At 41.7% G+C, this 12,528-nt stretch carries 8 protein-coding genes; 2 read left to right on the top strand and 6 right to left on the bottom strand.

What is annotated here, in order from left to right:
• Positions 1-167: 167 nt before the first annotated feature.
• Positions 168-1,403: a TMEM143 family protein gene (locus H5090_RS18835; protein ID WP_182696465.1), complete on the top strand. Its 1,236-nt coding sequence runs from the start codon at positions 168-170 to the stop codon at positions 1,401-1,403.
• Between the two features lie 77 nt (positions 1,404-1,480).
• On the opposite strand, the gene H5090_RS18830 is transcribed toward H5090_RS18835, so the two are convergent.
• The 5 genes from H5090_RS18830 to H5090_RS18810 all read right to left on the bottom strand — a co-directional run bounded on the left by H5090_RS18830 (position 1,481) and on the right by H5090_RS18810 (position 8,492).
• Positions 1,481-4,618: an efflux RND transporter permease subunit gene (locus H5090_RS18830; RefSeq protein WP_182696464.1), complete on the bottom strand. Its 3,138-nt coding sequence runs from the start codon at positions 4,616-4,618 to the stop codon at positions 1,481-1,483.
• Positions 4,619-4,626: 8 nt separating this feature from the next.
• Positions 4,627-5,874 (bottom strand): efflux RND transporter periplasmic adaptor subunit, encoded by a 1,248-nt coding sequence (locus H5090_RS18825; RefSeq protein ID WP_182696463.1) that lies wholly within the window; start codon positions 5,872-5,874, stop codon positions 4,627-4,629.
• Entirely contained in the window at positions 5,871-7,133 is a 1,263-nt protein-coding gene (locus H5090_RS18820; RefSeq protein WP_182696462.1) for a TolC family protein, read from the bottom strand. Before H5090_RS18820 ends, H5090_RS18825 begins: the two co-directional genes overlap by 4 nt.
• A 150-nt stretch (positions 7,134-7,283) precedes the next feature.
• A complete protein-coding gene (locus tag H5090_RS18815; RefSeq protein WP_039490315.1) occupies positions 7,284-7,592 on the bottom strand; it encodes a hypothetical protein in 309 nt (102 codons plus the stop codon).
• A gap of 81 nt (positions 7,593-7,673) precedes the next feature.
• A complete protein-coding gene (locus tag H5090_RS18810; protein WP_182696461.1) occupies positions 7,674-8,492 on the bottom strand; it encodes an AraC family transcriptional regulator in 819 nt (272 codons plus the stop codon).
• Positions 8,493-8,604: 112 nt separating this feature from the next.
• Between H5090_RS18810 and H5090_RS18805 the strand changes: the two genes are divergently transcribed.
• Positions 8,605-11,691, top strand: a complete 3,087-nt coding sequence (locus H5090_RS18805; RefSeq protein WP_182696460.1) for a beta-galactosidase — start codon at positions 8,605-8,607, stop codon at positions 11,689-11,691.
• A gap of 50 nt (positions 11,692-11,741) precedes the next feature.
• Here the strand turns inward: H5090_RS18805 and H5090_RS18800 are convergent, their stop codons facing one another.
• Positions 11,742-12,188, bottom strand: coding sequence for a DoxX family protein (locus tag H5090_RS18800; RefSeq protein ID WP_039490309.1), 447 nt, complete (start codon positions 12,186-12,188; stop codon positions 11,742-11,744).
• Positions 12,189-12,528: the final 340 nt, after the last annotated feature.

Here is a 12,528-nt window from a genome sequence, read left to right as displayed (position 1 = left end):
TAACCACACTACATAGGCTCTGCCTTGCCTAAAAACCAAACACACAGCTGCAAATTCAACCACCAATGTTCAATACGCCCTACTGCATTAACAAATTAGTAATATCCATAAGAATATTTTATTATGTGTCAATGCAGTTAAATACCTACCAAAGCAGTTAAAAACTTATGCAAAGTGCGCGTTTTATTCCCTTTAGAAAGCAAGATATTGTTGATATGTGTAGCCAAGAGCTCAATAACAACACACAACAAACATCGTTTAAACAATTTTGCGATTTACTAGCAAGCCTTATTCATTACGATTATCACTCAACACTTGAATCACTTAAAAACAACTACGCACCGTTTGATCCCAATAGTGATACGCGATCATTAGCGCCAGTATCGGAGGATCAAAAAGCGCAGTGCCAACGTGATTTTGCTAAAGATTTTGCTAAGGTACTTAATGCAGCTAACTTTGAAGTGATCACCAATGAAGACTTACAAGATGCATTGAACGAAGAGTCACTATTTAAAGTGCGCCTTGAGGTTGAATTTGATGACTTTGAAGAAGTGGTTTTTTATCGCCGTGGCGAGTCGCAACTCACTGAAACCATAACCAGCTTTTGGGGCCTTCGTAAAAAACCGCTGCACTTTACTAATTACGACCGAGTAGCCGTGTTTATTCGCTTTAAAGATAGTGCTTATTTTGAAGCTAAAAATAAAACGCCTTTAGGGTTTGAGCCAAGTTCGACCATAGTTAAGCTGTTTCAAAATGTGCCAAAAGCCGATCTCGAAATGCTATTTCCTAACAGTGAAGTACGCATGCGCCCTATTGATAAAGCAATTATTGGCTCATCGGCTTTAATTGGCGGTGCGGTGGTACTTATAACTAAGCTTGGTGCATCAATTTTATTATTGCTTGCTCTGTTTGCTTTTTGGGGTGGCTTTAGAAGTGAAGCTGTCGAAATGACGCAACAACACTTTGTTACCTTTGCTATTGGCATGGGGGTATTTGGCAGCTTTATTTTTAAAGAATGGAGTAAGTTTAAAAACCGTAAAATTAAATTTATGAAAGCACTTAGCGATAACCTCTACTTTAAAAACCTTGATAACAACGCCGGTGTTTTCCACACCCTTATAGACGCCGCCGAAGAAGAAGATATAAAAGAAGCGCTGCTTGCGTATACGTTTTTACTAAAATCAGAAAGCGGCTTAACCGCCCAAACGCTTGATGAACAAATAGAGCATTGGTTTAAAAGCAAATACCAGTGCGATCTTGATTTTGAAATTAGCGATGCGCTTGAAAAGTTGGAGCGTATGCGCTTAGTAACGTGCACTAATGATGTGTATAGCGCAATAAATTTGGAACACGCAAAAACTATTTTGGATGAGCGCTGGGATAACTTGTTTCAATATAATTAACCTGCAAAGTTTACTTAACAACAAAAAGCAGCTGAAATTTCAGCTGCTTTTTACGTTATGTATTGAGCTTCAACTGGCTAAGCTGCTTGATGCCTATTAAACTTTGCATGCACTAATTTATAAAGTGCAGGCAATATTAATAGCGTAAGTAAGGTTGATGAAATAATCCCGCCTACAACAACCGTAGCCAGCGGCCTTTGTAGCTCAGCGCCGGTGCCAGTATTTAGCGCCATAGGAATAAACCCTAAACTTGCCACTAAAGCGGTCATAAGCACTGGGCGCAGGCGCGAAAGTGCACCGGTTTGTATTGCATCGATTAAACTAAGTCCATCGGCTCTTAATTGTTTAATAAACGACAGCATAACCACACCGTTTAATACGGCAACACCACTTAGCGCGATAAAGCCAACGCCTGCCGATATCGATAACGGCATATCGCGTAGCAATAACGCAAGCACACCACCGGTAAGTGCAAGTGGTACGCCGCTAAATATAATTAACGAATCACGAAGTGAATTAAACGCACTGTAAAGCAGGCCAAATATAAGCAATAAAGTAACTGGCACCACCAGCGATAACCGCTTACTTGCCGATTCTAATTGCTCAAATGTGCCGCCGTATTCAATCCAATAACCACTTGGTAAATTAAGATCTGAATTTAAAGCGGCTTGTGCATCACTTACAAAGCTTGCTAAATCACGCCCTTCTACATTTGCAGTAACAACAACATTACGCTTACCGCTTTCACGGTTTATTTGATTAGGCCCTTTATCAATACTAATATTTGCAACTTCGCCAAGCGGTACAAATGCAAGGTCTGGGTTGGCACTTTTGGGCACGGCCACTGGCAAACGCGCAAGCTGTGATACATCGTTTGACCAGCGCTCATCTAAACGCACTAATAACGAAAAGCGTTTATCGCCTTCATAAATAAGCCCGGTTTGTACACCGCCTACCGCAGCACTTACACTTTGCTGTATATCGGTTACTGTTAAACCTAACAGCGCCATATGATCGCGAAGCGGCGTTACCGAAAGTGTAGGCAAACCTTCTATTTGCTCAAGGCGTACATCAGTTGCGCCTGTAATGTTTTGCACCAAGGCTGTGGCTTTTTCGCCATACTGTTTTAATGTTGATAAATCATCGCCATAAATACGCACCGCAACGTCGGCGCGCACGCCTGCTATTAACTCGTTAAAACGCATTTCTATAGGTTGCGTAAACTCATAATTATTACCTGGTACTTCATTTACTAAATGGCGAATTTGCTTAACCAGCTCTTCTTTACTTAAAGCGGGATCAGGCCATTGTTCACGCGGCTTTAACATTAAAAAGGTGTCGGCAACGTTAGGTGGCATAGGATCGTTTGCTACATCTGGGGTGCCAATTTTTGAAAATACTTTTTCAACTTCAGGTATGTCTAAAATGGCTTGCTCTAGCTCTTTTTGCATTTTTACCGATTGTTCAATACCGGTGCCGGTAATGCGCAGTGCGTGCATGGCTATATCGCCTTCATCAAGCTGCGGTAAAAATTCAGCGCCCATATTTTTAACTTTAAAACCAAGTGCAATTACAAGCACAGCAGCAATGCTTAACATCACCCACGGCAACTTAAGCGATAAACCAAGCAGTGGTTTGTAGCCTTTTTTAATACCCCGCATAACGGCATTTTCGCTCTCGCTTACTTTTCCTCGCACAAATACCGCAATAGCGGCAGGTACAAAGGTAACAGCAAAAATAAGTGCGCCAACTAGTGCGGCTACAACCGTAAATGCCATTGGCTGAAACATTTTGCCCTCTACACCACTAAGCGCAAACAGCGGCAAATACACCAGCATAATAATTAAAATGCCAAACACCGCTGGGCTAAATACTTCTTTAGTAGCGGCGGTTACAACACTTAAACGCTCATTTAATGTAAGTAGCCGGCCATGTTTATGCTGCGCAAGGCCAAGTTGCCTTAAACAGTTTTCAACCACAATTACAGCGCCATCAACGATTAAACCAAAGTCGATTGCGCCTAAACTCATTAGATTACCCGATACGCGATTACCTACCATGCCGGTAACGGCAAATAACATACTAAGCGGAATAACCATTGCCGTAATAAGCGCACCAGTTACATTACCTAATAACAGCAGCAAAATAACAATCACTAGCACCGCGCCTTCGAACAGGTTGGTTTTTACGGTTGCTATGGTTTTATCAACAAGGGTTGTGCGGTCATAAACTGCTTCTACCACAACACCTTCAGGCAAGCTTAGCTGTACGTCTTTGAGTTTATCAGCCATGGCTTTTGCCACTACGCGACTGTTTTCGCCAATTAGCATCATGGCGGTGCCGAGCACGGTTTCTTTACCGTTATAAGTAGCAGCGCCGGTTCTAAGCTCTTTACCTAAACGCACATTTGCTACATCTTTAATCCGTACCGGTGCATCATCTCGCTTAGCAATAACCGTGTTAGCGATGTCATCAATGGTTTTTAATTGCCCTGGCGAGCGCACTAAATATTGTCCGTCAAAACGTTCTATAAACCCTGCGCCTTGATTACTGTTATTTAATTTAAGTGCAGTAATTACATCGCTTAGCGTGAGCTTATAAGCGAGTAGTTTTTCAGGCATGGGCGCTACTTGGTACTGGCGCTCAAAGCCACCTTGGCTGTTTATTTCGGTAACGCCTTTTACTTTTAATAGCTGCGGGCGAATAACCCAATCTTGCAGAGTACGTAAATCCTCTGCGTTAAATGGCATGCCATCGTCTTTTGATGCGCCTTTATTTGCATGCACAGAGTAAGTAAAAATCTCCCCTAGCCCGCTGGCAATTGGCCCTAAGTTTGGCTCAATATTGGCTGGCAAGTCTGAGCGAATACTTTGAATGCGCTCTGATATTTGCTGGCGCGCCCAGTAAATATCGGTGCCTTCGTTAAAAATAACGGTAACTTGCGAAAGTCCATAACGCGAAATCGAACGAGTGTAATCAAGCTTTGGTATGCCCGCCATAGCGGTTTCAATTAAATAGGTAATGCGCTGCTCTGCTTCAAGCGGGGTAAACCCAGGCGCTTTTGTATTTATTTGTACTTGCACATTAGTTATATCGGGTACGGCATCAACGGCTAAATTTTGTGTGTTGTATACACCAAACCCAGCAAATAAAAGCGTGAGCGCAAGCACCATCATTCGGCGTTTAACCGCAAAAGAAACTATCCAATCAATCATGCTGCCTCCTAGTGTGAGTGGCTTGCGCCGCTTTTTAAAATATCGGCTTTAATTACATAACTGTTTTGCGTTACGTACTCACTATTTGGCGAGAGCCCCTCAAGTACCTCTACCCACTCGCTGTTTTTAGCACCAAGCTTTACAGGGCGTACTTCAAATACATTGCCGCTTTTAATAAACACACTAGGTTTGCCGTTAAATTCCTGCACAGCTGTAGCCTTTACTCGCACTGCAGCATCTACTTTTGCAGTACTAATGTCGCTATTAACATGCATACCAGGGCGCCAATGACCATTAGGGTTTTTAAGCTCGATTCGCGCACGCGCAATATGCCCGCCGCTCATCATAGGGGCTATGTAAAACACCTCACCTTGCGCATTTAAATGATGATGTAAATCGTACACTTTTGCGCTTTGTCCTATGGCGAGCTTTTCAATATTTTCAGGAAAAGCCGAGAGCTCGACCCATACGGTTTCAAGGTTTACTATTTGCATTAATGCGCTATTGGCAAGCTCACCGCGCTTTAAATATTGCTCGGTAATAACGCCTGTAATTGGGCTTTTTATGGTGTAATTTTGCAGTGTTTCGCGGTTGGTTATACTGGCAAGCTTATCGCCTTTTTTAACGTTTTGACCAATGCTTACAAAAATATCGTTAACTAGGCCGGTATAAGGCGCCATTACTTCAACGGTGCCGTGCGCGGTGGGTGCTATAACACCAAATAGAGTATCTGTTAGTTCAACGCTACCTGCTTTTGCTATCTCGGTTTTAATTCCTGCGCGTTCAATTGCTTGGGAGCTTAGCGTTGTGCGCCCTTCTTCTTGCTCATGGTGGTAGTTAATTTTTTGCCCTTTATAACTTGCCATTACATCGAGCTTAAACGAGTGCGGCTCGTTTACGCTCACGGTACTTACTAAATAGTCATCTTCAGCTTTAAAACGAATAAGCTGTGGCTCTTCACTTAAACGCTGCACATTTATGGTTACGTCTAACTGGTTTATATCCACAGCTTTATCGTTATTAAACCCATATATTCGCAGCTCGGTATTACCTGCAAACTGGGTTAACTTAAGCTCTAAATCAAGGGCGTTATTGGTTAGTAAAAATCCGCCTTGCGGGCCTTTTTGTGTGTGTTCGTCTTTGTGGCCTTCTTCATGACCTTTTTCGTGATGGCTATCTGATGCCATAGCCGTGCTACTTAATAATGGGAGTGTAAATAATTGCGTTATAAATAATGCGATAAGAGTGTTATTCATGATTGATGAGTCTCAATTAAAGGTTGGCCAGTTAAACGCTCAAGGGTAAGCAGTACTTGATATAGCTCGCTATGGATGTTGATAAGTGCGCGTTTAGAATCAAATAGAGCTTGCTGTGCGTCTAGTAATTGCAACACCGATATTTGCCCTTGTTGATAGCTTTTTAAACTTTGTTTTATAAGCGTTTGTGCTTGTGGAATAACTTGATGTGTTAATAGCTGTGCCTGCGCAGTTTTACCTTGGTAATACGCATACAAAGTGCGTATTTGCTGGCGTAGCTGAATACGTAATTGCCCTTGTTGCTCATTAAGTAGCGTAAGTTGATGCTTTGCAGCCTCAATATTACCGCTATTAGAATTGCTTAATTGCAGCGGCATTGAAAAAGAAAACACCAACGAGCTGGCATCAGTTTGCTGGTTATATCGCACGCCACCACCCAGGGTTAAATCGCTTTGCCCGCTTGAGTGTTGCAGCGACAAATTAGCCGTTTGCTGCATATATTGCTGTTGTAGCAGTGCAAATTCAGGTGCTGTATTTACCGCATCAAGTAGCGCTGCTTCACTTTTAATAGCAGCTATTTGTGATAAATCGCCAGCATAGTAATCACTCACTTGCGGCTCTTGCCAAAGCTCGGTTAGAGCTAAGCGCGCACGCTCAAATTCGCTATTTAGCATCAGCGTATTTAAATCTACTTGGCTTAATGCATAACGCATGCGGGTTACATCAGCACTTGAGGCTGCACCCGCTTTAGCGCGTTTTTCAATTGCGTTAAGTGCCTGCTTAACGGTGTTTTTACGCTCACTATTTAAAGCAATTAACGCCTGAAATTTAAGTATTTGGTAATAGCGCTCAGCGGTGGTTGCTAAAAGTGCTAACCGAGTATTTTTATACTCAATTGTTTGCGCTTTTATATTTGCCGTGGCGTAGTTAATGCGGTTTTGGCGTTTATCACCCAGCTCTATTAATTGGCTTAAAGCCAGCGTGTACTGCGCCCCCGAAAACGCATGGGAGCTGTGGGTTCCTAAAAAATTTTCAGCTTCAAAACTCAGCTCAGGATTAGGTGAAAGCGCAGCTTGGGTTTTAAGCGCCGTTAATATTTTTTGATGATACGGGTAGCGTTTAAGTTCAGCATTTTGCTGCTCGGTATTTTTAAGCGCTTGCTTTAGCGTTAATACGTTTTGAGGCTCATTTTTTGCCAAAACGCTCATTGCAGGTGATGCGCACAGTAGCGCCACCAGCATAAGTAGTTTTTTATTCATATAGCATGTCCGTTTTTTAACAAACAGAGTTGACTTAATCACTACGCCTATTTTAAAAACAAGCGCAATTAAGCAACCTAAATATGTACATAACTAGCCTTATAGCGCACAGGCGCAGGCAGTTATTTACAAAGTGTTTAAAATTAAAAACTAGCTATAAAAATTTGGTGGCGGAACATCTGGTGGATAGTTTAAACCGCTATAGCACGCAGGCAGTGTAGCTTGGCTTTGCTCAGGGCTTATAGAGTGATTTAGCGTACTGTAGTAACCACAGTGGCAATGCTGATGGGCATGTATTTCAGTAGGTGATTGCGCATCTTCATCGTTTGCATTTGTTTGAGAATGAACATGCGTAACGTGATCAACTTCTTCTTGCAGGTGATACGCCGCCGCATCACAGCTAATAAAGCTGTGCACAAGCACTAAAAGTATCACGACTAAAAAGTAGTTTGAGCGCATTACCTACCTAAAAACTCTAAAATGCAATTTAAGAAATCGCACAATACCTTAAATTTATTCAAATGTAGAGAGCCGCTTACGTTATTTTCTAAATTCACTTGGTGATACACCCACTGATTTTTTAAACCGTTTAGAAAAATTAAATATATTAGGATACCCCACGTAAGCAGCAATATGGGCAACAGGCCAGCGAGTATTTAGTAGTAAGCTTTTAGCTCGTTTAATGCGTAAATAAATAAGCTGCTGCATAGGGCTTTTACCAAATTGCGCTTGGCATAACCTATGTAAATGCGGTGCTGAGTAATGCACGTGCTCGCACATAACCTCTATAGTCCAATCAAACTGTAAGCGCTCTTCTACCTCTAAAAACAAGCTGGTTAATCTGTTTTGCCCACCTATTTGCGGCTCGCTTTGCAACGTAGTGTTTAAGTAGTGGCTTAAAATAGGCATAACACCTTCGCGCAAAGTAGCGTTACTTTCGCTATATAAAAGCTCCATAGCTAAATGTAATGGCGCTAATTGCTGATTAGTTAATACCTTAGCCTGTGCTAAATTTAAATGTTGCCAACGTTTAGTGTTTGCAAGGTTTAGCCAAATCACATCCCACTTTTCGCTTGCTATTTTAACCTCAAAACTTTGCATTGCAGGCAATATAGCTAAGCTATTTTCAGTTAATGAGTATTGGTTATTAACTGTTTTAAGTGTGCCCTGACCAGCCAAAGTATAAAAAAGAGTGTGTTCGAGCGGGTTAGTACGTGCAACACAATAGTCACCCAATAAATTAGAGCAACCTGCCAGCTCTATTTCAAGGTTTGGCATTTGCGAAAGCGTGGTTAAATCAATAAACCGCTCTGTACACTCTGGGCCAATATCGAGTACATCTACAATAGTGTTGCGCATAATTTAAAATGATAGTTTTGGATAAATAAAAGAGAGCTTTAAGCATAACCTCAACGCAGTATTTTAGCTATATTTAAGCCACTATAATTGCCATACATGCAATAGGACACTAATGAACTCACTACAACACATAATTAATCGCCGTGATTGGGAAAACCCAATTTCAGTACAAGTTAATCAAGTAAAAGCGCACAGCCCACTCAATGGATTTAAAAGCGTTGACCATGCCCGTACTAACACACAATCACAAAAACAAAGTTTAAACGGCCAATGGGATTTTAAATTATTTGATAAACCCGAAGCGGTTGATGGATCACTGCTAAGTGAAACACTAAGCAAAGATTGGCAAAGTATTCCAGTGCCTTCTAACTGGCAGTTACACGGCTTTGATAAACCAATTTACTGTAATGTTAAATACCCATTTGCAGTTAACCCGCCATTTGTACCAAGCGATAATCCAACAGGTTGCTACCGCACTGAGTTTTCTATTACGGCGGATCAATTAGCGCAGCGTAACCATATTATTTTTGAAGGCGTAAACTCGGCATTTCACCTTTGGTGTAACGGTCAATGGGTGGGTTATTCGCAAGATAGCCGCTTACCAAGCGAATTTGATTTAAGCGAACTGTTAGTAGTAGGCACCAACCGTATTGCGGTTATGGTTATTCGCTGGAGCGATGGCAGTTATTTAGAAGATCAGGACATGTGGTGGCTAAGCGGTATTTTTCGCGATGTTAACTTACTTACAAAACCACAAAACCAAATACGTGATGTGTTTATAACCCCCGATTTAGACGCTTGCTATCGCGATGCAACGCTACATATAAAAACGGCGATAAATGCGCCAAATAACTACCAAGTAGCAGTACAGGTTTTTGATAATGAGCAAGCACTCTGCGAGCCACACATACAAAGCACTAACAATAAACGCGTTGATGAAAAAGGCGGCTGGAGCGATGTTGTATTTCAAACAATTGATATACAAAGCCCTAAAAAGTGGACCGCCGAAACCCCATACTTATACCGCTGCGTTGTAAGCCTGCTAGATGAGCAAGGCAACACAGTAGATGTTGAAGCCTATAACATTGGTTTTAGAAAAGTGGAAATGCTTAACGGACAGCTTTGCTTAAACGGCAAACCGCTACTTATTCGCGGTGTTAACCGCCACGAACACCACCCAGAAAACGGCCACACAGTAAGCACCGCCGACATGATTGAAGATATTAAGCTGATGAAGCAAAATAACTTTAATGCTGTACGTACTGCTCACTATCCTAACCACCCGCGTTTTTACGAGCTGTGCGACGAGCTAGGTTTATACGTAGTGGACGAAGCAAACATAGAAACCCATGGCATGTTCCCAATGGGTAGGCTTGCCAGCGATCCACAGTGGGCTGGTGCATTTATGTCGCGCTATACTCAAATGGTTGAGCGCGATAAAAACCACGCCTCTATTATTATTTGGTCACTGGGTAACGAATGCGGACACGGCGCCAACCACGATGCTATGTACGGATGGTCAAAAAGCTTTGACCCTTCTCGCCCAGTGCAATACGAAGGTGGCGGCGCAAATACCACAGCAACCGACATTATTTGCCCTATGTATGCCCGTGTAGATACACATGTTGCCGATGACGCCGTACCAAAATATTCAATAAAAAAATGGCTAAGCCTACCGGGTGAAACTCGCCCGCTTATTTTATGTGAGTACGCCCATGCAATGGGTAACAGCCTAGGTAGTTTTGACGATTACTGGCAAGCATTTAGAGAATACCCACGCCTACAAGGTGGCTTTATTTGGGATTGGGTAGACCAAGGTTTATCTAAAACTGATGAAAATGGTGAGCATTATTGGGCTTACGGCGGCGATTTTGGTGATGAACTAAATGACCGCCAATTTTGTATTAACGGCTTATTATTCCCTGACCGCACGCCGCACCCTAGCCTGTTTGAAGCAAAATACAGCCAGCAGCATTTACAATTTACGCTGCGCGAGCAAACTAAAAATCAATACACCATTGATATATTTAGCGATTACGTATTTAGACACACAGATAACGAAAAGCTCGTTTGGCAGTTAATGCAAAATGGCACCTGTGTTGAACAAGGCGAGCATATACTTAATATTGCTCCGCAAAGTACACACACGTTAACAATTAAAACTAAAACAACGTTTGAGCAAGGTGCGCAATACCACCTTAATTTAGATGTAGCACTAATTAACGACTGTAGCTTTGCAAGTGCCGAGCATGTATTAAACACCGAGCAGTTTAAGCTTATAAATAGTAATAATTTAAACAGTGAATCATTTGCACCAACTACAGAGCAAAGCGCTACAAGTGTTAACGAAACCGACTCTCAACTAAGTATTGAAAACGATAAGTTTAAACTTGTTTTTAGCAAGCAATCAGGGCTTATAGAGCAGTGGTTACAAAACGATACTCAGGTTATTAGTAGCCCACTGGTTGATAACTTTTATCGCGCCCCGCTTGATAACGACATAGGCGTAAGCGAAGTAGATAACCTAGATCCTAATGCATGGGAGGCACGTTGGTTACGTGCAGGTATAGGGCAATGGCAGCGCACATGTAGCTCAATTCACGCAGTGCAATCAAGCGTTGATATACGTATTACTTGTGTATTTAATTATGAATTTAACGGCGTGCTACAAGCAAAAACACAATGGCTATATACACTAAATAATACCGGCAATATTAGCTTAAATGTTGATGTGCAACTAAACGATACTCTACCGCCAATGCCGCGTATAGGGCTAAGTACAACGCTTAACAAGCAAAGCGATACAAAAGTAAACTGGCGTGGTTTAGGGCCTTTTGAAAACTACCCAGATCGCAAAGCCGCAGCACGTTTAGGTTATTACAGCTTGAGCTTAAATGAGCTACATACCCCGTATATTTTCCCAACTGATAATGGCCTGCGTAGCGATTGCCAATTACTGCGTATTAATAATTTAACCGTAACCGGTGCGTTTTTATTTGCAGCCAGTACTTATTCGCAAAATATGTTTACGCAAGCGAAACACACTAACGAGCTCATTGCTGATGATTGCGTACATGTACACATTGATCATCAACATATGGGGGTTGGTGGCGATGATTCATGGAGCCCAAGTACTCATAAAGAGTATTTACTTGAGCAAAAGCAGTACAGTTATTCTTTAACATTATCTGCTGAATAATTTAAACAAAAATAGCGGCCAAATTGGCTGCTATTTTTAATTAACACACACTATTTATTAGCGAGCTTTTTAGCTAATACGTTATCAAGAGAAAAGCTTCCCGCTCCTTGAATTGCTAAAACTACAGTTACTACTAGTAACGTTAATGCGTATTCATAGCCATTGTTTGCCATAAATAAGCCATTACTAATATGTACGCTAAAAATAGCAATCAGCATAGTAAAGCCGGCAACTACAGCTGCTGGGCGAGTTAACAAACCAATTGCTAATGCAATGCCACCAAAAAACTCAGCGCTACCTGCCATCATTGCTAACCAATAGCCAGGCTCTAAACCAATACTCGCCATCCATTGGCCTGTACCTTCAAGCCCGTAACCGCCAAACCAAGCAAATAGCTTTTGTGCACCATGCGCCGCTAAAATAAGGCCAACTGGTACTCGTAAAATTAATGCTGCTACGCCTGCTTTTGAGCTAAGTAATGTGTTTAGTAATTTCATGAGTTTTAGTCCTGTTTTAATTTATTTAATCGTTAGGTTTTTCCTAACCGTTGAACACAGTTTACTATCATCATTAAAAAACATTAATACGGAACTCATTGGTTAATTAGCAACGCAGTATTTATAATAACCCATAAAAAAACCGCCAACCCAAAGGTTGACGGTTTTTTATTAACGTATTACTTAGGGCGTGTTGATCTTTGTGGATTGAAATTTGTTCAATCTAGGGGCGATTAAATCGCGGCGCGAGGTTTGTAACCTAGTGGGCTAAGTAAAAACCGAGCAACAAAGAGTTAATCGTCCCTAGAAAGAACCCAAAGGGCAGCGCATGTTTGGTATT

Source organism: Pseudoalteromonas sp. SR43-5, assembly GCF_014163835.1.
In the GTDB taxonomy this organism is placed as follows: domain Bacteria; phylum Pseudomonadota; class Gammaproteobacteria; order Enterobacterales; family Alteromonadaceae; genus Pseudoalteromonas; species Pseudoalteromonas distincta.
The sequence above is the reverse complement of the archived record's forward strand: the minus strand, read 5'-3'. Positions and strand labels throughout refer to the sequence as shown.